This is a genomic window from Rhodanobacter sp. BL-MT-08, assembly GCF_054161255.1.
Genome location: NZ_CP167872.1, coordinates 3,212,690 through 3,238,024 on the forward strand (window position 1 = coordinate 3,212,690; position 25,335 = coordinate 3,238,024).

25 protein-coding genes are annotated in these 25,335 nt (G+C 64.7%); 21 read left to right on the forward strand and 4 right to left on the reverse strand.

Going from position 1 to position 25,335, the window contains the following annotated elements; genetic code table 11:
• Window positions 1–9: 9 nt before the first annotated feature.
• The 14 genes from frr (at window position 10) to dnaE (ending at window position 17,441) form a co-directional block, all read left to right on the forward strand.
• The gene (gene frr / locus ACDK93_RS14320) at window positions 10–567 is read left to right on the forward strand and encodes a ribosome recycling factor (RefSeq protein ID WP_179479391.1); all 558 of its coding nucleotides are present in this window, start codon (window positions 10–12) and stop codon (window positions 565–567) included.
• Between the two features lie 148 nt (window positions 568–715).
• Window positions 716–1,459, forward strand: coding sequence for a polyprenyl diphosphate synthase (gene uppS, locus ACDK93_RS14325; RefSeq protein WP_458069514.1), 744 nt, complete (start codon window positions 716–718; stop codon window positions 1,457–1,459).
• 8 nt (window positions 1,460–1,467) lie between these two features.
• A complete protein-coding gene (locus tag ACDK93_RS14330) occupies window positions 1,468–2,304 on the forward strand; it encodes a phosphatidate cytidylyltransferase (RefSeq protein ID WP_458069515.1) in 837 nt (278 codons plus the stop codon).
• Between the two features lies 1 nt (window position 2,305).
• On the forward strand, window positions 2,306–3,493 hold the full coding sequence (locus ACDK93_RS14335; RefSeq protein ID WP_458069516.1) for a 1-deoxy-D-xylulose-5-phosphate reductoisomerase: 1,188 nt from the start codon (window positions 2,306–2,308) through the stop codon (window positions 3,491–3,493).
• Window positions 3,494–3,543: 50 nt separating this feature from the next.
• Complete coding sequence (gene rseP / locus ACDK93_RS14340) at window positions 3,544–4,890, forward strand: RIP metalloprotease RseP (RefSeq protein ID WP_458069518.1); 1,347 nt, start codon at window positions 3,544–3,546, stop codon at window positions 4,888–4,890.
• Between the two features lie 195 nt (window positions 4,891–5,085).
• Window positions 5,086–7,491, forward strand: coding sequence for an outer membrane protein assembly factor BamA (gene bamA, locus ACDK93_RS14345; protein WP_458069519.1), 2,406 nt, complete (start codon window positions 5,086–5,088; stop codon window positions 7,489–7,491).
• Between the two features lie 55 nt (window positions 7,492–7,546).
• Window positions 7,547–8,590, forward strand: a complete 1,044-nt coding sequence (lpxD, locus tag ACDK93_RS14350) for a UDP-3-O-(3-hydroxymyristoyl)glucosamine N-acyltransferase (protein WP_458069520.1) — start codon at window positions 7,547–7,549, stop codon at window positions 8,588–8,590.
• Complete coding sequence (gene fabZ / locus ACDK93_RS14355; protein WP_458069522.1) at window positions 8,583–9,056, forward strand: 3-hydroxyacyl-ACP dehydratase FabZ; 474 nt, start codon at window positions 8,583–8,585, stop codon at window positions 9,054–9,056. The genes lpxD and fabZ overlap by 8 nt, the downstream gene beginning before the upstream one ends.
• Window positions 9,053–9,826 carry an acyl-ACP--UDP-N-acetylglucosamine O-acyltransferase gene (lpxA, locus tag ACDK93_RS14360; RefSeq protein ID WP_458069524.1) on the forward strand — a complete coding sequence of 258 codons (774 nt, stop codon included), beginning with the start codon at window positions 9,053–9,055 and terminating at the stop codon, window positions 9,824–9,826. The genes fabZ and lpxA overlap by 4 nt, the downstream gene beginning before the upstream one ends.
• A gap of 59 nt (window positions 9,827–9,885) precedes the next feature.
• Window positions 9,886–11,100, forward strand: a complete 1,215-nt coding sequence (gene lpxB, locus ACDK93_RS14365; RefSeq protein WP_458069525.1) for a lipid-A-disaccharide synthase — start codon at window positions 9,886–9,888, stop codon at window positions 11,098–11,100.
• Between the two features lie 49 nt (window positions 11,101–11,149).
• Window positions 11,150–11,746: a ribonuclease HII gene (rnhB, locus tag ACDK93_RS14370; RefSeq protein ID WP_458072479.1), complete on the forward strand. Its 597-nt coding sequence runs from the start codon at window positions 11,150–11,152 to the stop codon at window positions 11,744–11,746.
• Between the two features lie 92 nt (window positions 11,747–11,838).
• A complete protein-coding gene (locus ACDK93_RS14375) occupies window positions 11,839–13,158 on the forward strand; it encodes an Nramp family divalent metal transporter (protein WP_458069527.1) in 1,320 nt (439 codons plus the stop codon).
• A 70-nt stretch (window positions 13,159–13,228) separates the two neighbouring features.
• Window positions 13,229–13,795 carry a TlpA family protein disulfide reductase gene (locus ACDK93_RS14380; RefSeq protein WP_458069528.1) on the forward strand — a complete coding sequence of 189 codons (567 nt, stop codon included), beginning with the start codon at window positions 13,229–13,231 and terminating at the stop codon, window positions 13,793–13,795.
• Window positions 13,796–13,901: 106 nt separating this feature from the next.
• On the forward strand, window positions 13,902–17,441 hold the full coding sequence (dnaE, locus tag ACDK93_RS14385; RefSeq protein WP_458072481.1) for a DNA polymerase III subunit alpha: 3,540 nt from the start codon (window positions 13,902–13,904) through the stop codon (window positions 17,439–17,441).
• Window positions 17,442–17,455: 14 nt separating this feature from the next.
• Here the strand turns inward: dnaE and ACDK93_RS14390 are convergent, their stop codons facing one another.
• Entirely contained in the window at window positions 17,456–17,836 is a 381-nt protein-coding gene (locus ACDK93_RS14390) for a YajD family HNH nuclease (RefSeq protein ID WP_458069529.1), read from the reverse strand.
• Window positions 17,837–18,002: 166 nt separating this feature from the next.
• On the opposite strand from ACDK93_RS14390, the gene ACDK93_RS14395 reads away from it, so the two are divergent.
• From ACDK93_RS14395 to ACDK93_RS14415, 5 genes are all read left to right on the forward strand, one after another.
• Window positions 18,003–18,959, forward strand: coding sequence for an acetyl-CoA carboxylase carboxyltransferase subunit alpha (locus ACDK93_RS14395; protein ID WP_458069531.1), 957 nt, complete (start codon window positions 18,003–18,005; stop codon window positions 18,957–18,959).
• 4 nt (window positions 18,960–18,963) lie between these two features.
• Window positions 18,964–19,347 (forward strand): VOC family protein, encoded by a 384-nt coding sequence (locus ACDK93_RS14400; protein WP_458069532.1) that lies wholly within the window; start codon window positions 18,964–18,966, stop codon window positions 19,345–19,347.
• A gap of 224 nt (window positions 19,348–19,571) precedes the next feature.
• On the forward strand, window positions 19,572–20,873 hold the full coding sequence (tilS, locus tag ACDK93_RS14405; RefSeq protein WP_458069534.1) for a tRNA lysidine(34) synthetase TilS: 1,302 nt from the start codon (window positions 19,572–19,574) through the stop codon (window positions 20,871–20,873).
• Between the two features lie 74 nt (window positions 20,874–20,947).
• Window positions 20,948–21,205, forward strand: coding sequence for an exodeoxyribonuclease VII small subunit (locus tag ACDK93_RS14410; RefSeq protein ID WP_458069536.1), 258 nt, complete (start codon window positions 20,948–20,950; stop codon window positions 21,203–21,205).
• Window positions 21,189–22,079 carry a polyprenyl synthetase family protein gene (locus tag ACDK93_RS14415; protein WP_458069538.1) on the forward strand — a complete coding sequence of 297 codons (891 nt, stop codon included), beginning with the start codon at window positions 21,189–21,191 and terminating at the stop codon, window positions 22,077–22,079. Before ACDK93_RS14410 ends, ACDK93_RS14415 begins: the two co-directional genes overlap by 17 nt.
• A gap of 86 nt (window positions 22,080–22,165) precedes the next feature.
• On the opposite strand, the gene ACDK93_RS14420 is transcribed toward ACDK93_RS14415, so the two are convergent.
• Entirely contained in the window at window positions 22,166–22,549 is a 384-nt protein-coding gene (locus ACDK93_RS14420) for a DUF4870 domain-containing protein (RefSeq protein WP_458069539.1), read from the reverse strand.
• An 89-nt stretch (window positions 22,550–22,638) separates the two neighbouring features.
• Entirely contained in the window at window positions 22,639–24,036 is a 1,398-nt protein-coding gene (pmbA, locus tag ACDK93_RS14425; protein ID WP_458069541.1) for a metalloprotease PmbA, read from the reverse strand.
• A 137-nt stretch (window positions 24,037–24,173) separates the two neighbouring features.
• Between pmbA and ACDK93_RS14430 the strand changes: the two genes are divergently transcribed.
• Both ACDK93_RS14430 and yjgA read left to right on the forward strand, forming a co-directional pair.
• Window positions 24,174–24,425, forward strand: coding sequence for a DUF1653 domain-containing protein (locus ACDK93_RS14430; protein WP_458069543.1), 252 nt, complete (start codon window positions 24,174–24,176; stop codon window positions 24,423–24,425).
• A gap of 30 nt (window positions 24,426–24,455) precedes the next feature.
• The gene (gene yjgA, locus ACDK93_RS14435; RefSeq protein WP_458069545.1) at window positions 24,456–25,052 is read left to right on the forward strand and encodes a ribosome biogenesis factor YjgA; all 597 of its coding nucleotides are present in this window, start codon (window positions 24,456–24,458) and stop codon (window positions 25,050–25,052) included.
• Between the two features lie 33 nt (window positions 25,053–25,085).
• Here yjgA and ACDK93_RS14440 read toward each other — a convergent pair whose 3' ends face one another.
• Window positions 25,086–25,331, reverse strand: coding sequence for a hypothetical protein (locus ACDK93_RS14440; protein WP_458069546.1), 246 nt, complete (start codon window positions 25,329–25,331; stop codon window positions 25,086–25,088).
• Window positions 25,332–25,335 lie beyond the last annotated feature (4 nt).

The following is a 25,335-nucleotide window of genomic DNA, read 5'->3' on the forward strand; positions in this document are numbered from 1 at the left end:
AAACGTTTCATGATCAACGACATCAAGACCGACGCCCAGACCCGCATGGGCAAAAGCATCGAGTCACTCAAACACGACCTCACCCGCATCCGCACCGGCCGCGCCAGCACTGCGCTGGTCGACAACATCAAGGTGTCCTACTACGGCGCGGACATGCCGCTGACACAGGTCGCCTCGGTGTCACTGGCCGACGCGCGCACGATCATCATCACGCCGTGGGAAAAGCCGATGGTGGCGCCGATCGAAAAGGCGCTGATGGCCTCGGATATCGGCGTCACGCCGACCACCGCCGGCACGGTGATCCGCCTCAACATGCCGCCGCTGACAGAAGAGCGCCGCCGCGAGCTGGCCAAACATGTAGGCCACGAGGGCGAGAACGCGAAGATCGCCATCCGCAACGTGCGCCGTGACGCGCTTCAGCAGATCAAGGACCTGCTGAAGGAAAAGCTGATCACCGAAGACGACGAGCGCCGCGTCGACGACGAAATTCAAAAGCTCACCGACCGCGCCGTGAAGGACGTCGACGCCGTGGTCAAGGCCAAGGAAGAGGAGCTGATGGCCCTTTGATGATGCCGCGGTCGGAAGCTATTGCAGTACATGCTTCCGCGCTGCCTGTCGCGGCGAACCCGCTCGCCACATTGGCTCTCTCTCCCGGACGGGGAAAGAGTTGGAGTGAGGGGTGCACGCCGCCCTGCACTCCCGGACAACGAGCCCCATGACAAAAAAGCCCGAAGCCGCTCGGGTTCCGCGCCATATCGCCATCGTGATGGATGGCAATGGCCGCTGGGCGAAGGCACGCCATCGTCCTCGCAGTTTTGGCCACAACGCCGGTCGCAAGGCCGTGCGTGAAGCGATCGAGTCGTGCATGCGCGAAGGCGTGCAGGCGCTCACCGTTTTCGCCTTCTCCAGCGAAAACTGGCAGCGCCCGCCAGATGAAGTGATGGCACTGATGAGCCTGTTCGTGCGGGCGCTGGACAAGGAAGTAGACGAGCTGCACAACAACGGTGTGCGCCTGCGCTTTGTCGGTGACTTGAGCGCGTTCGATGAACCGCTGCGCGAACGCATGCATGCCTCGATGGAGCGTACCGTCGGCAATGACAAGCTGCACGTCAGCGTCGCGGTGAACTATGGCGGCCGCTGGGATATCGTGCAGGCGGCGCGGCAGGCGGCCGACGCGGTGAAGCGCGGAGATCTGCGCTCCGACCAGATCAACGAGGCGACGCTGGGCCGGTGGATGACGCTGGCCGAACTGCCGCCGCTGGATCTTTTCATCCGCACCGGTGGTGAAACCCGCATCAGCAATTTTCTGCTGTGGCAGGCTGCGTACGCCGAACTGTATTTTACCGACGTGCTCTGGCCCGATTTCGATCGGGAGTGCCTGCGCCGTGCCATCGACGACTATGCCCGCCGCGAGCGCCGATACGGCCGCACCGGCGAGCAGGTCGCTGAACTCAACTAAGGATTCCGATGCTGCTACAGCGCGCCATCACCGCTGCGATACTCGCCCCGCTGGTGATTCTTCTGATTTTGTTTGCGTCAACGGCGGTGTTTGCCGCGGTCGCAGCGGTGGCGTTTCTTGCCGCGCTGTGGGAATGGGCGCGCTTGAGCGGCCTGAAAAGCATCGCGCTGCAGGCGATCTGGCTGATCGTGTCGGCGGCTGTGTTCGCATGCCTGTGGATGGCCCGTCTCAGCCTCGTCGCGCCAGCGATGATTGGTCTGGGCGTACTGTGGTGGCTGTGCGCCTGCGTCTGGCTGCGTCACTTCGCTTATGGCGCCGCACCCACTTTGGAAAACCGTGCGCTAAAGCTGCTGGCCGGTGCGTTCGTCATTTTTCCCGCGTGGGTTGCCTTGATCATCATTCACGCCGGCCTGCCGCACGGACATGGTCTGGCGCTGCTCTCGCTGGTGATCGTATGGGCCGCCGATATCGGCGCTTATTTCAGCGGCCGCACCTTCGGCAAGCGCAAACTTGCCCCGCAGATCAGCCCCGGCAAGACCTGGGCCGGTGCCTACGGCGCGCTGGCCGCTGGCGTAGTGGTTACGGCGCTGGGCGGCTGGTGGCTGCTGGATGTTCGCGGCGGACAGCTGATCGGGCTGGCGGTGCTCGCCGCTGTCACCGTCGGCGCGTCGATTGTTGGCGACCTTATCGAAAGCCTGATGAAGCGCCACGCGCAGGTGAAGGATTCGGGCACCATGATCCCCGGCCACGGCGGCATGATGGATCGCCTGGACAGCGTGTTTGCCGCGCTGCCGGTATTTGCCGCCGGCGTCATGCTGCTGAACCTGTTCACGGTGGCTCGCTGACATGAAGAACGTTGCCGTACTCGGCGCCACCGGCTCGATCGGCGGCAATACGCTGGACGTGATCGCCCGCCATCCGGAGCGATTCCGCGCCACTGTACTGACCGCGCATCGTCAGGTCGACGCGCTGGTCGCGCTGTGCGCGCGGCATCGTCCCCAACTGGCGGTAATCGCCGACCCGGCGCTGGAAGCCGAACTGTCGCGCAAGCTCACGGCGGCCGGCGTTCGCTGTGACGTTGCCAGCGGCCACGATGCGCTTGCTGCTGCGGCTTCGGCCAGCCTGTGCGACACCGTTGTCGCGGCGATTGTCGGCGCCGCCGGGCTGGAATCCACCCTCGCCGCCGCCCGCGCCGGCAAGCGCCTGCTGCTGGCGAACAAGGAAGCCATTGTGATGGCCGGGCCGCTGCTGCTCGATGCGGTAGCTTCCGGCGGCGGCGTGCTGATTCCGGTCGATTCCGAACACAATGCGCTGTTCCAGTGCCTGCCCGCCGAGGGCCTGGCCAGCGGCAAGCCGGCCTTGCACAAGGGCGTTCGGCGCCTGACGCTGACCGCGTCCGGCGGTCCGTTCCGTGGCTGCAGCCGCGCCGAACTGGCCGACATCACGCCGGAGCAGGCCTGCAAGCATCCAAACTGGGTGATGGGCCGCAAGATCTCGGTCGACTCAGCCACGCTGATGAACAAGGGCCTGGAAGTCATCGAGGCGCATCACCTGTTCGGCGCCGCGCCCGACCTGATCAATGTCGTAGTCCACCCACAAAGCCTGGTGCACTCCTTTGTCGAATACGTCGACGGCTCGGTGCTGGCACAGCTGGGCAATCCCGACATGCGCACCGCGATCGCCCACGCGCTGGCCTGGCCCGAGCGCGTCGACGCCGGCGTGGCGCCGCTGGACCTGACCGCCTGCGCCCCGCTCGCCTTTGAACCGCCGGATCTGGCGACCTTCCGCTGCCTGGCGCTGGCGTTTCAGGCGCTGCGCGCCGGCGGCGACGCGCCGGCGGTGCTGAACGCGGCCAACGAGATCGCGGTGGAGGCTTTTTTGGCCGGGGTGCTGCCCTTTCTTTCGATTGCCGACGTGGTGGAGGCGGCTCTTGCGGAACTGCCGGCGCAGGCCGTGGTCGATGTTCAGACCCTGCTGGAACGTGACCGGGTGGCCCGGGAAGCCGCTCGCCGTATTCTGCGCAATGCTTGCTGATATTCTTGGGCTGATACCCTTGGCTTGACGTCCCCTCACAACGGCGATTGATGAATTCCTTTTTCGGCTCGGTTTTCTGGTTGGCCATCACGCTCGGCGTGCTGGTGACCTTTCATGAGTTCGGCCATTACTGGGTCGCGCGCCGCTGTGGCGTCAAGGTGCTGCGCTTCTCCGTCGGCTTCGGCAAAGCCATATGGAAGCGCACCGGTCGCGACGGCACCGAATACCAGATCGCCTCGATCCCGCTGGGCGGCTACGTCAAGATGCTCGATGCACGCGAGGGCGTGGTCGATCCGGCGCTGCGCGATCAGGAATTCACCGGCAAGTCGGTGTGGAAGCGTATCGCCATCGTGGCGGCGGGGCCCGGCTTCAATGTGATCTTTACGCTCGCCGCGTTCTGGCTGATGTTCATGCTGGGCCGCCCGGATTACGTGCCGGTGGTGACCGCCACGCCGCAAAGCATCGCCGCCAAGGCTGGCGTGCTGCCCGGCGACCGCATTCTGAGCATCGACGGTCAGCCGGTGACGACCATGGGCGATTCGCTCGATGCCATTGCCAACGGTCTGCTCAGCCGTGCGCCGCTGCCGATGACGGTCGTTGGCGCCGACGGCCACTCCCGCCGGCTGGTGCTCCCCCTGGATCAGCTGCCGCCGGGGCAACCGGTGGAAAAATATTTCGACACGCTTGGGCTGAAAGCCGCGGCACCGCCAGCAATTGCTGCGACGGTCACACCAGGTCAGCCTGCGTCGCTGGCCGGCATGCAGGGCGGTGATCGCCTGATCAGCGTCAATGGCCAACCCGTGGCCGATTTCGAGGCCTTCGGAAAACTGGTGCAGGCTGACGCCGTCAAATCGCCGACGCTTTCGGTGGTGGTCGAGCGCAATGGTCAGGCCAAAAAACTCAGTGTCGTCACCAAGTGGGAATCGCTGCAGGGCCAGCCGCAAAAGTGGGTGATGGGCATCGGCGCGCCGATGCCCGAGCAGGCGATGGTGCGCTACGGGCCGATCAGGGCGCTTGGTGCCTCGCTGCAGAGCACCTGGCGCAACACGACACAGACGTTCGCGATGTTCGGCAAGCTCATTACCGGTGAGGCGTCGACCCAGAATCTGCACGGCGTCATCGGTATTGCCCAGGTGGCCAACGCATCGGCCGGGATGGGCTTTGCCTCGTTCCTGCAGTTCCTCGCGCTGGTCTCGCTCAGCCTGGCCATTATCAACCTGATGCCGATTCCCGTCCTCGACGGTGGGCACCTGCTGTATTATCTGATCGAGCTGATCAAAGGCAGTCCGGTCAGCGAGCAGACGATGATTGTCGGTCAGTACATCGGCATCGCGCTGCTTTTTACCGTAATGGGGCTGGCGTTTTACAACGATATCCATGGCATCTTGTTGTCGTGACAGCGACGAAAGACGCATGGAATCGGTCGACGACGGGCTTCGCTGCTGCTGACGCGGCCGGTCGATGTGGTGGCTTTAACGATGCGTTTTTCCCGAGCGCATACCCTTTTTCGAAGCAGGGCGTTGCCTTGCTTCATGTGTTGATCGGAGCTGCCGCGCTGGCGGCTCCATCGAAATAACCCAACGGAACCGACGATGAAGCGTATCGCCGCGCTGATCCTGCTTGCCTCCCTCTCCGCCAATGCGTTCGCGTTCGACCCGTTTGTGGTCTCGGACATCCGCATCGACGGCCTCAGCCGCATTGCTCCCGGCACGGTTTACACCTACCTGCCCGTCAACAAGGGTGACCGGCTGACCAACGACCAGGCACAGAAAGCCATCCGTGCGCTGTATCAGACCAAGTTCTTCAGCGATGTGGAGATCGATCGCGAAGGCGACATCATGGTGATCAAGGTGGTCGAGCGTCCGTCGATCGCCAAGCTGACAATCCGCGGCAACAAGGACATCAAGACCGATGACCTGAAGAAGGGCCTGAAGCAGATCGGCCTGACCGAGGGCGAAACCTTCGATCGGCTGGCGCTGGATAACGTGCAGCAGGAGCTGGTGCGCCAGTACTACAACCGCGGCAAGTACAACGTCTCGGTCACGCCGCACGTGACCCAGCTGGAGCGCAACCGCGTCGCCGTGGATATCGAAATCCGCGAGGGCAAGGCCGCCAAGATCGAAGAACTCAACATCATCGGCAACCACGCGTTCACCGACAAGGAAGTGCGCGAGGGTTTTGAATCCAACACGCCCGGCCTGCTGTCCTGGTACTCGAAGGACGACCAGTACTCGCGCGAAAAGCTGTCCGGCGATCTGGAAAAACTGCAGTCGTACTACATGAACCGAGGTTACGCGGACTTCGGCGTGGATTCGACCCAGGTCAGCATCGCGCCGGACCGGCGCTCGATGTACATCGATGCCAGCGTCAAGGAAGGCGAGACCTACAAGATCGCCGACGTGAAGCTGCTTGGCACCCTGATCTTGCCCGAGGCAACGCTGCGCCAGCTGGTCTATGTCAAGCAGGGCGACCTGTTCAACCGCTCGGCGATCGAAGCCAGCACCAAGTCGATCAAGGCGATTCTGTCCAACATCGGCTACGCCTACGCCAAGGTCACGCCGATTCCGAAGCTGGACAAGGACAAGCGCACCGTCGACCTCACCCTGTTCGTCGAGCCGGGCCAGCGCGTCTACGTGCGCCGGGTGGTATTCCAGGGCAACACCCGCACCGAGGATCAGGTGCTGCGCCGGGAAATGCGCCAGCTCGAGGGCACGTTCTACTCGCAGGCCGCCCTCGACCGCTCCAAGATCCGCCTGCAGCGCCTGGGCTACTTCAAGACGGTCGATATCGACAAGAAGCTGGTGCCCGGCTCGCTCGATCAGGTCGACGTGACGGTCAAGGTGGAAGAACAGTCCGCCGGCAGCCTGCAGTTTGGCGTGGGCTACTCGCAGTATTCGGGCATCATCCTCAATGCGTCCGTCTCGCAGAACAACATCTTCGGCACCGGCGACAGCGCCTCGATCAGCGGCGAGCGCAGCAGCTACTACACCAAGTACACCCTCAGCTATTTCAATCCGTATCTGACGGACAGCAACATCGGCATCGGCTACAACGCCACGTACTCGAAGACCGACTACGGCAATACCGATTTTGCCAACTATTCGACCAGCGACCGCGCGTTCTCCACCTATCTGAGCATTCCGGTGACGGAGACGGATGGCGTACGCGTCGGCCTGGGCATCAGCAGCGACAAGGTCAGCCTGATTCCGGGCTTCAGCCCGCAGGTGCTGATCGATTATCAGAACGAAATCGGCAACGACACCCTGCATACCTGGACCGGTACGCTGGGCTGGAACCATGACACCCGTAACGCCTACTTCTCGCCGACGCGAGGCGGACTGATCTCGGCGCAGACGGACATCGCCCTGCCCGGATCCACCGTCCAGTACTGGAAGCTCACGGCGGAAGCCAATCACTACTGGCCCATCGGTGGCGGCTTCGTGCTGTATCTGGATGGCCAGGTTGGTTACGGCAAGACTTACGGCAACAACGGTATCAACGACGCGCAGTTCGCCGCCCTGAAAACCGCTACCACCGACCATACGCTGGTCGACATGCGGCAGGATTTCCCGTTCACGCAGAATTTCTATTCCGGCGGCGTACGTGACGTGCGCGGCTTCCAGGACAACACGCTCGGTCCGCGCGTCTGCGTCGCCTACACCGCTCCATCGAAGAACGGCTTCTGTCCCGACGGCAACTACGCCGAGCCGATCGGCGGTGCGTTCAAGGTGCTGGGCACGACCGAGGTCTATCTGCCGCTGCCGTTCCTGAAGGACATCAACACCGCGCGCGTCTCGGTGTTCATGGACGTGGGTAATGCCTATCAGAGCTTCAGCACGTTCAGCGCCAGCACGTTGCGCGCATCGGCAGGCATCTCGGTGCACTGGCAGGCCCCGATCGGGCCGCTGATCATCAGCCTGGCACATCCGTTCCGCACCCAGCCCGACGACGGTTACTACGAAGAAAAAATCCAGTTCACCTTCGGCAGCCAGTTCTGATGAACCAGACCGGCGCACCGGCGTCCCGCCGGGCGCCGATGCACGGAGGACGCCCTTGAGCGCATTGTCTTATTCACTGATCGAGCTGGCCGAGCGTTTCGGGCTGACGCCGCATGGCGACGGCGCACATCGTGTCGATGGCGTCGGCACGCTGGCCGGCGCGACTCCCAGCCAGCTCAGCTTTCTGTCCAACAGCAAGTACGATGCGCAACTTGCCGCCACGCGCGCCGGTATTGTGGTACTGCGCGAAGACAATCTCGCCACCTGCCCGACCGCAGCGCTGGTCGCCAGGGACCCTTACGTGGCGTACGCGAAAATCGCCGCATTGTTCGAACGGATCCCCGCCGCACCACCGGGCATCCATCCCAGCGCGGTGGTGGCGGCCAGTGCGCTGGTCAGCAAAAGCGCCAGCGTGGGGCCTTGCTGCGTGATCGAGGACGGCGCCGTGATCGAGGACGGCGCGGTGCTCGGCCCGCACTGCATCGTCGGCAGCGACTGCACCGTCGGCACACAGTCTCGTCTGGTGGCGCGCGTGACGCTGGTAACCCGCGTCACGCTGGGCAAGCGCGTGCTGGTGCATCCTGGCGCCGTGATCGGCTCGGACGGCTTCGGCCTCGCGTTCGATCGCGACGCCTACGAGCACGGCGGCTGGATCAAGCTGCCGCAGCTCGGCGGCGTGCGCATCGGCGACGACTGCGAGATCGGCGCCAATACCACCATAGATCGCGGCGCGCTCGAAGACACCGTGCTGGAAGAGGACGTCCGCCTGGACAACCAGATCCAGATCGCGCACAACGTATACGTGGGCGCGCATACCGCGATGGCCGGCTGCGCCGCCGTCGCAGGCAGCGCAAAAATCGGCCGCTACTGCCAGATCGGCGGCAACGCCGGCGTACTGGGCCATCTCGAACTCGCCGACCGCGTTACCATCACGGCAAAGAGCCTGGTCACCAGCTCGATCCGGGAGCCGGGCGAATACTCGTCCGGCGTACCGCTGCAGGCGAATCTGCCATGGCGCAAGAACGCGGCGCGCTTCAAACATCTCGATGAGTACGCGCGCCGGCTGTCGGCGCTGGAAAAGGACAGGAAACATGAGTGACAAACCCGCCGCCCTCACGATGCCGGTCACGATCGAGCAGATTCAGGAGTTGCTGCCGCACCGCTATCCCTTTCTGCTGGTGGACCGTGTCATCGAGATCGTGCCCGACGTCAGCGTGGTCGCGCTGAAAAACGTCAGCATCAACGAGCCGTTTTTCCAGGGTCATTTCCCCGGACATCCGGTGATGCCGGGTGTGCTTATCGTCGAGGCGATGGCGCAGACGGCCGGCCTGCTCACCCAGATCAGCAGCCGCATGAAAGGCAATACCGGCAGCCCGCTGTTCTACCTGGTGAAGGTCGACAACGCACGCTTCAGCGCCGTGGTTGCGCCCGGTGACCAGCTTCGCATCGAAGTCAGCCTGAAGCGGCTGATGCGCGGCATGGGCATTTTCGTCGCGCGCACTCTGGTGGACGGCAAGGAAGTGGCCAGCTGCGAGCTGATGTGCGCGGCGAGGTCCGATAAATGATTCACCCCACCGCGTTGATTGATCCCTCCGCCATCATTGGCGAAAACGTCAGCATCGGTGCGTACAGCGTGATCGGTGCGGATGTGGAAATCGGCGACGGCACCGTCATCGGACCGCACGTGGTCATCGAAGGCCCGACAAAAATCGGCCGCGACAACCGCATTGCCCAATTTGCCTCACTGGGCGGCGACCCGCAGGACAAGAAGTTCGCCGGCGAGCGCACCGAACTGATCATCGGCGATCGCAATCTCATCCGCGAATTCGGAACCATCAACCGCGGCACCGGCGACGGCGGCGGCGTCACGCGCATCGGCAACGACAACTGGCTGCTGGCGTATGTGCATATCGCGCACGATTGCCAGGTAGGCAGCAATGTCGTGTTCTCGAACTATGCAGCCCTGGCGGGACATGTAGAAATCGGCGACTGGACGATCCTGGCCGGCTACTCCGGCGTACACCAGTTCTGCAAGGTCGGTGCCCACGCCTTTATCGGCATGGGCTGCCTGGTCGGCTCGGACGTGCCGCCGTTTGTGATGATGGCCAACGAGCAGCACGGCCGTCCGCGCGGCATCAACAGCGAGGGCCTGAAGCGCCGCGGCTTCGACGCGCCGCGCATCTCGGCCATCAAACGCGCCTACCGCACGCTGTACATGGCCGGCCTGTCGCTGCCCGAGGCGCGCGAGCTGCTGGAGAAGCAGGCCAGCGAGAGCGATGACGTGCGCTCCATGCTCGACTTTCTCGATCGCAGCAAGCGGACGCTGGCTCGATAAGCGTCCCGCTTATCGATCATAAAAAACGCGCTCTTGCTCGCTTTACATCAGGAGACGAAATGCAAAACATCGACGTCTCCACCCATTCCCCACTCATCGCCCTGATCGCCGGCGAAGACTCCGGCGATCAGCTCGGCGCGGACCTGATTCTGGCCCTGCGTGAGCGCTATCCCAAGGCGCGCTTTGTCGGCATCGGCGGTGCGCGCATGCAGGCGCAGGGCTTCGAATCCTGGTACGACATCCGCGAGCTGTCGCTGTTCGGTTTCAGCGAAGTCATCCGGCACCTGCCGAGGCTGATACGGCTTCGCCGTGAGCTGATCGCGCGCTTGCTGGACGCGCAACCAGCGATCGTCGTCGGCATCGACGCGCCGGATTTCAATCTCGGGCTGGAGCGGCGCCTGAAAAATGCCGGTCTGAAAACCGTGCATTACGTCAGCCCCTCGGTATGGGCATGGCGCGAAAAGCGCGCGGAGAAAATCGGCCGCAGCGCCAACCGCGTGCTGTGCCTGTTTCCGATGGAGCCAGCGATCTACGCCAGGCACGGCATCGACGCGTGCTTTGTCGGTCACCCGCTGGCCGATCGCTTTGCGATGATCTCCGATCGCGTCGGCGCCCGCGAATTTTTGCAGCTGCCGCAGCAGGCGCCGATTCTGGCGTTGCTGCCCGGCAGCCGGGGCTCGGAGCTGTCGCGCATGGGCGAGGTTTTCATCGATGCGGCCATGCGCGTTGCCGGCGCCCTGCCCGGCCTGCGCATCGTGATTCCCGCGGCCAATCCGCAGGTGCACGCGAAGCTGAAAGATTTGCTGACCAAGCTCCCCCGCGACGAAACTGCGCCGCTGCTGCTGGACGGTCATGCGCACGAGGCGATGCTGGCCGCCGACGTGGTGCTGCTTGCTTCGGGCACGGCCACGCTGGAAGCGATGCTGGCCAAACGCCCGATGGTGGTGGGCTATCGCGTGGCGCCGATGAGCTATCGCATCGCGCGCGCCTTGAAGATGCTGAAGACCGACATCTACTCACTGCCAAACATCCTGGCGCGCGCCAGCGGCATCGAGGGCGAGCTGCTGGTGCCGGAGTTCATGCAGGACCACTGCACCGCTCCGAATCTTGCCGCCGCCACGCTGGCGCTGTTTCAGGACAGCGAGCGGCGCGGTCATGTGGTCAGCGCGTTCGAACAGCTGCATCGGGCGCTGCGCAGCGGCGTCGAAGGTCACGCCGGCGAACGTGCCGCCGCGGCGATCGCCGAGCTGATGGATGCACCCGATGCCGGCTGACGTGCTCGAGGCGCCCGCGTTGCACGAACAGGGCGTTTTGTTCGATCGCATGCAGTCCTCGCTGGCACCCGCAAAAAGCCTGCTTGTCGCGGGCGTCGACGAGGCCGGCCGCGGCCCGCTGGCCGGCCCGCTTTCCGTCGCCGCGGTCATCCTCGACCCGGACCGGCCGATTGCCGGCCTCAACGATTCGAAAAAGCTCAGCGAAGCGAAGCGCGAGGCGCTGTACCCCCTCATCGTCGAGCGCGCGCTGGCCTGGTGCGTGGTGCTGATCGAGCCGGAAGAAATCGATCGGCTGAATATTTTTCAGGCCACCATGACCGGCATGAGCCGCGCAGTCGCCGGTCTCGCACTGATGGCCGACGAGGCGCTGATCGACGGCAACAAGCTGCCGAAGGATCTGCCGTGCCGCGGTCGCGCCATCGTCGGCGGCGATGCGCTGGAGCCGGCGATCAGCGCCGCCTCGATTCTGGCCAAGGTCACGCGCGACCGGCTGATGGTGGCGATGGAGTCTCACCATCCGGGGTACGGCTTTGCCGCGCACAAGGGCTATCCCACGCCGGCCCATCTGGCCGCGCTGAGCCTGCTTGGCCCGTGCCAGCAGCATCGGCGCAGCTTTGCGCCGGTCAGACGGATGACCCAGCCATAGCGGCCAGCAGTCAATGATTGGCCGGCAATAGCTTTCATCTATGGCCGACATGCGCAGGATCACTTGGACAGAACTCGGCAGGATGCGTCTCAATGGAGGCGTCCGAATCCCTGCCCACGGCCATGTCCGCCTTCATCGAATCCTTGAGCTTTCTGCATCCCGTCAACCGCTCGGTATCCCCGGCGACCCGCCGCTCCCTGCGTCGGATGGTCGGGCCCGGGCTGCTGGTGGCGGTGGGCTATGTCGACCCGGGCAACTGGGCCACCGACATCGCGGCCGGCTCGAGTTATGGCTACACGCTGCTGGGTTCGGTGCTGCTGGCCAGCCTGCTCGGGCTGCTGTTTCAGACGATGGCGGCGCGGCTGGGCATGGCCACCGGCGAAGACCTCGCCGCGCTGACTCGCCGGCTGCTGCCGCGTCCGCTGGCGCTCAGCGCGTGGCTGGCCAGCGAGCTGGCCATCGTGGCGACCGCGCTGGCCGAGCTGGTCGGCGGCGCGATTGCCCTGCGCCTGCTCTTTGGTCTGCCGCTACAACTGGGCATGGTCATCGCGGCGCTGGGCACGCTGGCGATCATGGCGCTGTCGCAACAGCGCCGCCGCGCCCATGAATACGTGGTCAGCGCCCTCCTCGCGATCGTCTCGCTGACCTTCGTGTACCTGCTCATCAAGGCACGCCCGGACGGCGGTGAAGTGCTGCACGGTTTGGCGTCGAGCGCCAAGGTCTTCGGCAACCACGGCATGCTGGCGGTGGCGCTGGGCATCGTCGGCGCCACGGTGATGCCGCACAATTTGTTCCTGCATTCGGGCCTGATTGCCGAGCGCAGCAAGGATCTGCCGGCGCGCGAACGGCCGATGGCGCTGCGCGTGGTGGAAACCGATACGAGGGTCTCGCTACTGCTGGCCACGCTGGTCAACGCTGCCATGCTGACGGTTGCCGCCGCGTCGCTGTCGCACATCGGCATGGCGGTGAACAATCTGGACGATGCGTATCACGCCATCGCGCTCACGCTCGGCGCCGGCGCCGCGGTCATTTTTGCGGTCGCGCTCTACGCGGCCGGGCAAAGCTCCGCGATCACCGGCGTGCTGGCCGGGCGCATTCTGAGCCGCGGCTTTCGTGGCCGCGAAAGCCGCACCTGGCTGCGCGGCATCGTTACGCGGCTTGCGGGGGTCTGCATCGGCTTTGTGCTGCTCGCCGCGCGCCCCGGCATCGGTGCCGATACGCTGCTGGTGCTGAGCCAGTGCGTGCTCGGCGTCGCGCTGCCGTTCGCGCTATTGCCCATGCTGATGCTGGCGCGCAAGCGCGACCTGATGGGCTCGTATGGCTTCGGTCGCGCTTTCATGGCGCTGGCTGGCGCAGGCACAGCGCTAGTCATCGCACTGGACGGCTATCTGCTGATGACCGCCTTCGGCTGATCGATAGTTGTCACCGTCGGACGTAGCGCAAACGCGTTAGGCTAGGCGCCTCGACAGGGGAGTCCGCCAGATGCGCAAGATCGTTTTTGCCTGGGTCATGGCTTTGATGTGCGTGTCAGCCAACGCGCAAATGCAGCCGGGCGCGGTTCCGCCCGATGGGCTGGGTAAAACGCCCAACGGTGAAGCGGTGAGCCTGGCATCGATGCGCGACAAGGTCGTCGTCATCAGCTTCTGGGCCACGTGGTGTACCTATTGCATGAAGGAATTACCGGTATTGGCGGGCCTGCAGAAGCTGGCCACCGATCGCCATCTGCCGTTGCAGGTGGTCTCGATCGACCACAGGGAAGATCGCGACGTGTACATGCGAACCGTCCGCGTGCTGCGCCCGCGCCTGCCCGGCCTGCTGATGAGCTGGGATCGCGACGGCTCGATCGGCAAACCGTTCGGCACGAACAAGGGCATTCCGGTGATGGTGATGCTTCACCGTGACGGCACCGTGGCCGACATCCACGTGGGCTACAGCGAAGACGCGCTGGACGGCCTGATCGCCGAGATAAACACCTTGATGGCCGAGCCCTCCGCGTTGCCCGCGTCCAGCGCGTCGGCGCCCCAGAAAACGCTGACTTCGGTGAATTGAACGGCCGCGCCGCCCGGCGCAACGGATCGCGGAAAATCGGCACAAGTCAAACCTTGTCCGTGCGCAGCCGGGCGGGTAGCCTTCATGGACTCGCCGCGTGAGTTTCATGACCACCCGCTTCGTCCACCTCCATCTGCACAGCGAGTATTCGCTGGTCGATTCGACCATCCGCATCAAGGCGCTGGTCGACGCCTGCGTGCGCGCCGGCATGCCCGCCGTGGCGCTCACCGACGAATGCAACATGTTCGCGCTGGTGAAGTTCTACAAGGCCTGCAGCGCTGCCGGCATCAAGCCGATCAGCGGTTGCGACCTGTGGATTTCCGCGCCGGACGACCCGCGCCCGTGGCGGCTCAACCTGTTGTGCCAGAATCGCGCGGGATATCTCAATCTCTCGCGGCTGGTGTCGCGCGCCTGGCGCGAAGGCCAGCACAGCGGTCGCGCGCTGATCGACGCCGGCTGGCTGCACGCCGAGGCGACGCACGGACTGATCGCGCTACTCGGACGCGAGAGCGAAGTCGGCCGCATCGCCCTGAATCAGGGACTCGATGCCGCGCTGGCGAAACTGCGCCCACTGACGCGACTTTTTCCTGATCGGCTTTACCTCGAACTGACCCGCTGCGGCCGCGACGGCGAAGAAAACTGGAACACTCTCGCGCTGGCGCTGGCGGTCGAACTCGATCTGCCGGTGGTCGCCAGCAACGACGTGCGTTTTCTGCTGCAGGACGACTTCGAGGCGCACGAGGCGCGCGTGTGCATCAACCAGGGCCGCGTGCTGGCCGACAACAAGCGCCCGCGCGAGTACAGCAACCAGCAGTATCTGAAATCGCCCGACGAAATGGCGGCGCTGTTCGCCGACATTCCCGAAGCGCTGGAAAACACGGTCGAGCTGGCGCGACGCTGCAATGTCGAGCTGGAGTTCGGCACGTATTATCTGCCCGACTTTCCCGTGCCCGAAGGGCACGACCTGGGCACCTATATCCGCGAGCTGTCGCATGAAGGGCTGAAGCAGCGCCTGTCCGCGGCGCCGCTCGCCGCCAACTGCACGCCGGCCGACTACGAAAAGCGGCTCGACCGCGAGCTGGACGTCATCATCAAGATGGGTTTCCCCGGCTACTTTCTGATCGTGGCGGACTTCATCAACTGGGGCAAGGTACACGGCATTCCAGTCGGGCCCGGCCGCGGTTCGGGCGCTGGTTCGCTGGTCGCCTGGGCGCTGAAGATTACCGACCTGGACCCGCTGCAGTTCGACCTGCTGTTCGAGCGATTCCTCAATCCCGAACGCATCTCGATGCCCGACTTCGACATCGACTTCTGCATGGATCGCCGCGACGAGGTGATCGATTACGTCGCGCAGAAGTACGGCCGCGACCGCGTCAGCCAGATCATCACCTACGGCTCGATGGCGGCCAAGGCCGTGCTGCGCGACTCCGGCCGCGTGCTCAGCATGCCGTACGGCCAGGTCGACCGGCTGGCCAAGCTGGTGCCCCCGCGCCCGCTCGATCTGACTTTGTCGGATGCGCTGGGCCGTTCGGAAAAATCGAAGAAAGAAACCGATCGCGTCGTCAAGGAATTCTGCGAGGCGTACGAGAACGATGAGGACGCCCGCGCGCTGATCGATCTGGCGCTGAAGCTCGAAAGCCTCACCCGCAACGCCGGCAAGCACGCCGGCGGCGTGGTGATCGCGCCGACCGCGCTGACCGATTTCGCGCCGCTGTACTGCGAGCCGGGCGGCACCGGCGTGGTGACCCAGTTCGACAAGGACGACGTCGAAGCCGTCGGCCTGGTGAAGTTCGACTTTCTCGGCCTGCGCACGCTCACGATCATCGACTGGGCGGTGAAGGCGATCAACGCGCGCCGCGCGAAAGCGGGCGAAGCACCGCTGGATATCTCGCAGCTGCCGCTGGACGACCCCAAGCCGTATGAGCTGCTGAAAAAGGCGCAGACGATCGCGGTGTTCCAGCTCGAATCCTCCGGCATGCAGCGCATGCTGAAAGATGCCAAGCCCGATCGCTTCGAGGACATCATCGCGCTGGTGGCGCTGTATCGCCCCGGCCCGATGGACCTGATCCCCAGTTTCGTGGCACGCAAGCACGGCCGCGAGGAAGTGAGCTATCCCGATCCGCGCGTGCAGCCGATTCTGGAAGAGACCTACGGCATCATGGTCTACCAGGAGCAGGTCATGCAGATGGCGCAGATCGTCGGCGGTTACTCGCTCGGCGGCGCCGACCTGCTGCGCCGCGCGATGGGCAAGAAAGACGCCAAGAAGATGGCCGAGGAGCGCGCCAAGTTTCGCGACGGCGCGGCCAAGGATGGACTGGCCGGCGCCAAGGCTGACGAAATCTTCGACCTGATGGAGAAGTTCGCCGGCTACGGCTTCAACAAGTCGCACGCCGCCGCCTACGCCCTGGTCAGCTACCAGACGGCGTGGCTGAAGGCGCACTACCCGGCCGAGTTCATGGCGGCGACGATCTCGTCGGACATGGACAACACCGACAAGGCGGTGATCTTTCTCGATGAATCGCGCGCGATCGGCCTCACCGTGCAGCCGCCGGACGTCAACGCGTCGGAATACATGTTCGTCGCCATTGAACCGAAGAAAATTCAGTACGGCCTCGGCGCGATCAAGGGCGTTGGCCAGGGCGTGTGCGAGGCCATCGTCGCCGAACGCAAAAACGGCCGCTATACCGACCTGGCCGACTTCTGCCGCCGGGTCGATCCGACCAAGCTCAACCGGCGCGTGCTCGAGGCGTTGATCTATTCCGGCGCACTCGACGGTCTGGCGCCGACGCGCGCGAGCCTGATGCTGCAGTTGCCCGATACGATCAAGGCGGCCGAGCAGCATCTGCGCGACCGCCAGTCCGGCCAGAACGACATGTTCGGCGCATCCTCGGGCGCGCTGACGCCGGTGGTGCATATCGACCTGCCCACGGCACCAGAGTGGCCGCTGGAGCAGCTGCTGCAGGGCGAGCGCGACACGCTCGGCCATTATCTGTCCGGCCATCCCACCGACCCCTGGAAGGAGGAGCTGGCGCAGCTGTCGACCTGCCCGCTCGGCGAGATTTCGGTGCGCTACCAGCCGCCCAAGCCGCGGAAAAACGACAACGACGACGGCAACCGTTTCCGCCGCGGTCCGGACACGCCGTGGACGATCGCCGGCATGGTGACGGCGGTGCGCAAGCGCGGCGACAGCGATGCCTTCGTGCGCATCGAGGACGGCACCGGCAGCATCGAGGTGAGCTTCTTCGGCGAGCTGTATCAGCAGATCGCGCCGCTGTTGACCCGCGACGAAATGCTGGTGGTCGAAGGCGGCCTGCGCATTGATGATTTCTCCGGCGGCGGTTTTCAGATCCGCGCCCGCAGCGCCAGTTCGCTCACCGACGCCTGCCGCAAGCACGCGCGCCTGCTGCAGCTGAAATTGAACGGCGTGAAACCCGACTTCGTCGAAAAACTGCAGCACGCGCTGGCCGGCTACCGCGGCGGTCGCGCCACGGTGGTGCTACACGGCTATCACAACCAGAACGCCCAGGCCGACCTGGAGCTGAGCGAGGCCTGGCGCGTCGATGCGATACCTGCCTTGCTGCGCACGGTGCGCGCCCTGCCCGGCGTGCAGGCGGCGAAGCTGCGTATCGTCAAGCAGGCCGACTGACGACGCCGCGAGGGTTATTTCCTGCCGCGTTCCATCATCGCCTTCAGGTCGGCAAAGGGATTGCCGGTGGCCGGCGCGACGTCTTCCTGCACGCTGTAGCCGGCGCCGCGCACGTGGTCGATGTAGCGCGAATGCTCGTTGTCATGGCAATACACGCACAGCAGCTCCCAGTTGCTGCCATCGGCCGGGTTGAAGTCGTGATCGTGGTTGCGATGGTGCACCGTGAGCTCGGTCAGGTTGGTGCGGGTGAATTCGCGCGCGCAGCGGCCGCAGATCCACGGGTACATTTTCAGCGCCCGCTCGCGATAGCCCAGCTCGCGCTGCTCGGCGTTGCGGCGGGCTTCGGCTACGATGCGGTCGAGCTTGTTGTTGTCGATGGTCGGTTGGATCGGCATGGTCGGGTCCGGCAAAAGCGCGTGTTGGCGCGAACCATAGGGTAACCCAGCGCCGCGTCACTGCTCACGCGCGGACCATTTGCCCACGAGGTCGCCGTACGGCGGCGTTCTCGCCTTCACGCGTCTAACGGTATACTGCACCGCTCTGTGCAACGAAATGTCGCGAATGAACCCTAACTTCCTCGATTTCGAACAACCGATTGCCGACCTGGAAGCGAAGATCGAAGAGCTGCGCCACGCCAGCCAGGGTCAGGCGTTCAATATCGAGGACGACGTCAACCGTCTGCGCGAAAAGCTGAAGATCAAGACGGCCGAGATCTTCCGCAACCTCAATTCGTGGCAGATGACCCAGCTGTCGCGCCACCCGGCGCGGCCGTACACGCTCGATTACATCGGCGTGATCTGCGAAGAATTCCACGAGCTGGCCGGCGACCGCATGTACGCCGAGGACGCCGCCATCGTCGGCGGCCTGGGCCGCATCAACGGGCGCCCGGTCGTGATCATCGGCCATCAGAAAGGCCGCGATACCAAGACCAAGGTGCGCCGCAACTTCGGCATGCCGCGGCCCGAGGGCTATCGCAAGGCGCTGCGCCTGATGAAGATGGCCGAGCGCTTTCATCTGCCGCTGCTGACCCTGATCGACACGCCCGGAGCATACCCGGGCGTGGGCGCCGAAGAGCGCGGCCAGAGCGAGGCGATTGCGCGCAACCTGATCGAAATGGCCAGCCTCAAGGTACCGATCATCTGCACCGTGATCGGCGAAGGCGGCTCCGGCGGCGCGCTCGCCATCGGCGTCGGCGACCGCACGCTGATGCTGCAGTACTCGACCTACTCCGTGATCACGCCCGAAGGCTGCGCCTCGATCCTGTGGAAAAGCGCCGACAAGGCCCGCGATGCGGCCGAGGCAATGGGCATGACGGCGCCGCGGCTGTTCGAGCTCGGCCTGATCGACAAGGTGGTGCGCGAGCCGCTGGGCGGCGCCCATCGCAACCCGCGCTCCATGGCGGTGCGCCTGAAGGCCGTGCTGCTCAACCAGCTCGACGAACTGGAAGCCCTGCCGATCAACGATCTGCTGGAGCTGCGCTACAAGCGCATGCGCGGCTACGGCGCGTTCCAGGAATAAACCCATGGCCGGCGTGCGCGGACTGGATCACATCAATCTGCGAGTTTCCGCGGAGCTGCTTGAACCGGTACGTTCGTTTTACATCGACATGGTCGGCCTGCACGACGGCTTCCGGCCGGCGATGGGCTCCGGATCGCACGGTTACTGGCTGTACTCCGGTGAATCGGCGGTACTGCACCTGAGCGGTGGCGCCGATCATTCGATGCATCCGGACACCGGCTACTTCAGCCACGTCGCCTTTGCCTGCACCGATCTGGAAGCCACCCGCGCACGCCTGGAGTCGGCCGGTGTTCCGCACCGGACCGTGGTCCTGGATGAAGGCGCGCAGGTGCAGATTTTCGTCGTCGATCCGGCGGGCATTACGATCGAACTCAACTTTCGCCGTTGATTCGCAACGATCTTGAAATACCTTCGCCGTTCTCCCTGAGCGTCGCGCAGCAAAGTCGAAGGGCCAGCGTTCGTCGCATTTGCATTAACCCGTAACGTCGACAACGCCGGATCCGGAAAGCCCATGGTCAACGACAGCTCCACGCTTGCTCTGCCGATCGACGCCAAGCGGCAGCAAAGCAGTCATCGCAAGCCCTTTCATCTGCGCACTCGCGACAACAAGCCATGAGCGACGCGCTGAAGCAGCATCTCGCCTCTGCGCTGGCGCAAACACCCGCCCTGCCGCTATGCGTGGGATTCAGCGGCGGCCCGGATTCCACCGCATTGCTGCATGCGCTAGCCGAACTTCCCGAGTCACGGGCACGCGGCCTGCGCGCGCTGCACGTGGACCACGGCATGAGCCCGCAAAGCGCGGCGTGGGCCGAGCACTGCGAGCGCTTTTGCGAAACGCTGAACGTGCCGTGCGAAGTGATTCCTGTTCAGGTCGAACTCGACAAAGGCTTCGGGCTGGAAGCGGCCGCGCGCCACGCACGCTACGCGGCTTTCGAGTCGTCTTTGCAGCACGGTGAATATCTGCTGCTCGCCCACCATCGCGACGATCAGGCCGAGACGGTACTGCTGAAACTGCTGCGCGGCGCGGGGCCGGACAGTCTCGGCGGCATGCGCGCGCTGCGCCCGTTCGCGCGCGGCCAGCTGTGGCGTCCGCTGCTCGATCTGTCGCGGCAGCAGCTGCGCGACTATCTCGATGCCCGGCAGCTGCCCTCGATCGACGACCCGTCCAACGGCGACACGCGGTTCGCGCGCAATCATCTGCGCCACGACATCCTGCCGCGGCTGGAGCGGCTGTGGCCGCAGGCGGTGGATTCCATCGTGCATAGCGCCGCGCTCAGCCGTGCCGCCGCCGACGCGCTGCAAGTGCAATGGCTGGCCGCGTTCGACGCGCTGCACGATCCAGCCGTCCAAACGATCGACGCCGCCGGCTGGCTAGCCCTGCACCCTGCGCTGCGCGAACCGCTGCTCGATCACTGGCTGCACGGACTCGGCCTGCCCGCACCGACTACCGCACAACGCCAGCAGATCGAACACCAGTGCAATGCACGCGCCGGGCAGCAGCCGTGCGTGCAATGGCGTGGCGCCGAGCTGCATATCTGGCGCGGTCGGCTGTGGGCGCAGTCGCCGCCGCCAATCATCGACAGCGCCTGGCAAGCGACCTGGCACGGCGAACCGCTGGCGCTGCCCGATGGCGGCACGTTGTCGCTGGCCAATACGGAAATCCGCCTGGCGCAGCCGATCCAGGTGCGCCTGCGTCAGGGCGGCGAACGCATCAAACCGGCCGGCGATGCCTACACGCGCGAACTGCGCGACCTGTTCCAGCAGGCCATGATCCCCCCGTGGCGACGCCCTGGCGTGCCGCTGCTGTATATCGGCACTGAAATTGTCGGCGTGGCCGATCGGTGGCTTAGCGAACGAGGCAAACTTATCTTCGAGCAGGCAGGCACCCGGGCATGCTGGTCGCCTGCGCGTTGACGTCATCACACGTGCGCACCTTCGATGGCCTAACCGATTGATTCCGCGCGGTCACTCGGTTAGCTTTGCTGTCCATGGCCAAGACCGCTTCCGCTTCCACCAAGACGCCACCCGCCGTGGACTTCGAGCACTCGCTGGACGAGCTCGAACAGCTGGTTGCCAAGATGGAAGGCGGCGAGATGAGCCTCGACGAGTCGCTGGCCTCGTTCGAACGCGGCATCGGCCTGTACCGTCGCTGCCAGCAGTCGCTGGAAAAAGCCGAACTGCGCGTGCGCCTGCTGCTTGATCCCGACGCCCCCGAGAGCGCCGAACCGTTTGAACCCGAACTCTGAGCTGGGCCCCGCCCTCAAGGCGTTGATCACCCGCGCCGAGCGCGCACTGGAACAGCGGCTACCGTCCGCCGAACAATCGCCCGCCGCCCTGCACGGTGCGATGCGCTATGCCGTGCTCGGTGGCGGCAAGCGCCTGCGACCTCTGCTGGTCTATGCCGCGGCGCAGGCACTTGGCGAAAGCGGACCTTCGCTCGACGCTGCCGCCTGCGCGGTGGAGCTAATTCACGCCTATTCGCTGGTGCACGACGACCTGCCGGCGATGGATGACGATGCGCTGCGCCGAGGCCGCCCGACCTGTCACATCGTGTTTGGCGAAGCCATGGCGATTCTTGCCGGCGACGCGCTGCAGGCGCTGGCGTTCGAGATACTCAGCGACGACCAGGGCGACGCCGCGATCGGCATGGAAAAGCAGCGCGTGCTGGGCCGCGCCTGCGGTGCCGAGGGCATGGCCGGTGGGCAGGCGCTCGATCTTGCCGCCGTCGGCCGAACGCTCAGCCTCGCAGAACTGGAACATATGCATGCCTGCAAGACCGGCGCGCTAATTCGCGCATCGGTAAAACTCGGCGCGCTCACGGCGGGAGCCGATGCGCCGATACTGGCCTTACTCGATGGCTACGCCGACGCCGTTGGCCTGGCGTTCCAGGTGCGCGACGATATTCTCGACGTCGAGGGAGACGCTACCATCATCGGCAAGACCGCCGGAAAGGACGCCGCCGCCGACAAGCCGACGTTTCCGTCGATCATCGGTCTGGACGCCTCCCGCGATCGCCTGCGCGAGCTGACCGAGCTCGCGCTGACCGCCATTGCGCCGCTGGGCACATCCGGCTCGCTGCTGCGTGAGCTTGCGCAGTATGCGGCGCATCGCAACAGCTGACTTCGGCCATCCAGCCGTCCAAATAAAAAAGCCCGCCGAGCGGGCCTTTTTATTTATCTGAAATTCACCGATTGGGCGCAGCTCACTCAACTCACCAGTCGCAGCGCAAACGGATATCGATAGCTGCCTTCGGAACTCACCCTCACTGCCGCGACAATGCAAAACACCAGGTTCGCAATCCAGAGCAACCACAGAAGGAAAACGCCGATAAAAATGAAAACGAGAATCTTGCAAATGACGACACCGATAAGCACGGTAATCTGAAAATTCAGCGCCTCTTTCGCCTCGCTGACTAGATAGGCTTTCTCCGGCCGATCCTTGTGCATCAGCCATACGATCAACGGCACAATGATGCTCAGAACGAAGCCCGACAGATGCGTCAGCATCGCCAGGTTTTTATCGTCGTTGGAATGCACGCCTACGGGCGGCTCCGGCGGTATAGGCGAAAACTGGTCGGACGGTGTGCTCATGGCCCCTGCTCTCCCTGGTGGTGGTACCACTACAGCTTGCAGGCAACATCTTCGGCCTTGTGGTGGGCTACCGCAAGATGACCGTCGACCTACTCGCCCGCGATCGTCATCTGATTGATCAGGATCGAGCCGGTGAGCACGGCCGAACGCGCGTCGACATCCGTGCCCACCGCAAGAATGCCGGCAAACATCTGGCGCAGGTTGGCCGCGATGGTGATCTCTTCCACCGGATAGGCTATCCGGCCGTTTTCGACCCAGAAACCCGCCGCGCCGCGCGAGTAATCGCCGGTAATGGTCGACACGCCCTGGCCCATCAGCTCGGTCACCAGCAGCCCGGTACCCATGCGCTTGAGCAGCGCCGCAAAGTCATCTTTTGAATTGTCGACGTTGCCGGGTTCGACGATCAGGTTGTGGATACCGCCCGCGTTGCCGGTCGATTCCAGCCCCAGCTTGCGCGCCGAGTAGCTGCCCAGGATATAGCGCGAGAGCACGCCGCCTTCGATCAGCGAACTGTCACGCGTGGCCACGCCCTCGGCGTCGAAATTGCCCGAGCCCTGGCCGCCGATCAGATGCGGCCGCTCGTTGATATTGAGCCACGACGGCATGACCTGTTTGCCGATGTGGTCGAGCAGAAAACTCGCCTGGCGGTAAAGCGCGCCGCCGCTTACCGCGCCGAGCAGATGCCCGATCAATCCGCGCGCCAGCTCCGGTGGAAACAGCACCGGACTCTGTCGGGTCGACAGGCCCCGCGCGCCCATGCGCGCCAACGTGCGCTCGGCGGCGCGATCGGCCAGCGCCTTGGCACTGATGAAATCGCCTGCGCGGCGCACGCTGTCATACCAGTAGTCGCGCTGCATGCCGCTCTCGTCGCCGGCGATCAGCGACAGCGACAGCGAGTGGCGCGTGCCGCGTTCGCGTCCGACAAAGCCGTGCGAATTGGCATACACCGACACGCCGTGCCCGGCCTGCACGCTGGCGCCGTCCGAATTGGTGATGCCGGCATGCGCGCGGCCGATGTCCTCGATTTCGATGCCCAGCGCGATCGCGCGCGTGGTGTCGATATCCCACGGATGCCACAGATCGAGATCGGGAAAATGTGTCGCCATGCGCGCTGCATCGGCCAGGCCCGCTGCCGGGTCGGCTTCGGTGTAGCGCGCGATCGCGCAGGCCTGATCGAGCGTGGCCTGGATCGAGTCCGGGTGCAGGTCGGCGGTGCTGGCCGAGCCCTTGCGCTGGCCGAAATACACGGTCAGGCCAAAACCGCGATCGCGCGTGTGCTCGACCGTCTCCACCTCACCCAGCCGTACGTTGACGCTCAATCCGCTGTCGATGCTGGCGGCCACCTCGGCCTGGCTGGCGCCCGCGGCGCGGGCGCGGCGGATCACATCCTCGGCCAGCTCGGACAGGCAGTCGAGTTCTTCCAGGCTGCGGTCCTGACTGACGGCGTTCTGATCGATGGCGTTCGGACGGGTAACGAGTTCGCTCACGTTGGGCTTCCTGAAGGTTTGACGCGTAGAATAGTGGCTCGCCAAAGCCGGCCTGCCATTCCACGCGATCCCGAAACGGGTTGAGACCTTCAGATGGGGTCGCCGCGGCGGAATGAAAAGAGCCGCGGAGAACCCCCATGACAACCGTCCCCGGCACCTATCGGCACTACAAGGGCCAGCGCTACCGCGTGCTGGGCACCGCGCAGCACAGTGAAACGATGGAGCCGCTGGTGGTCTATCAGGCGCTGTATGGCGATTACGGCCTGTGGGTACGTCCGGCGGCGATGTTCGTCGAAACGATCGAACTGGACGGTGAGCCGATCCCGCGTTTCGCGCTCGAACAGGCCGACCCGCCCGATCCGGCCAGCGACCGTCCGGCGCAAACCTGATCCTCAACGCCCCATCCTGGAATTGAAACCGTGAGCCCGAGCCGCAGCCGCAACCAGACCGAACTCGACGAAGAAGACTACGGTCCCAGCCGCACCCAGCAGCGCCGCGAGGCGCTCGCCGTGCTGGCGCTGGCCAGCCAGCTCGTCGCCATGCAGCCCAGCCGGCTGGCGAAGCTGGAGCTGCCCGACGACGTGCGCGACGAGATCACTCGCACGCGCAACATCACCGCGCACATCGCGCACAAGCGGCAGCTCGCCTTTCTGGCCAAGGTCATGCGCCGCTACGAAGACGAAGTGTTTGCCTCGGTGCGCGCCGAACTTGGCGAAAACCGCGAAAAGCAGCGCCAGGAAAACGCCGCCATGCATCGCCTCGAAGCGATGCGTGACCGCCTGATCAACGAAGACGAAGCCGCGCTGTCCGAGCTCATCAACGAACACCCGCAGGTCGATCGCCAGCACCTGCGCTCACTGGTGCGCAAGGCGCGCCTCGAGAAAGAAACGCCGAACAAGCCGCCGCGCGCGTATCGCGAGATTTTTCAGCTGTTGAAGGATCTGGCGGGAACCAAGCAGGACGATTCCGGCGATAGTGCTGACATCGACAGTGAAGGCGACGACGCCCAGGAGTGATGGCGTCGCCGGGACTCAGCGTGCGTCGATGGGCTACGCATCGATTTGCTCCAGCGGTTTGAATCGGGCGCAGCCATCGTCCGGCGACACCAGCCGGTCGTGCAAAACACACAACCGGCTCGAGCCGATGCTCGCGCCATAGGCCGATCCGAAGACGGCCAGCCCCGAAATGCGCTGCTCGATTGCCTGACGGTCATTCAGGCCATGGCGGCAGTCGGCGCAACGAGCAACGGATACCGGCTCGCCGCGCGACAGACCGGGTTCATTCGCGACGATCATGGGC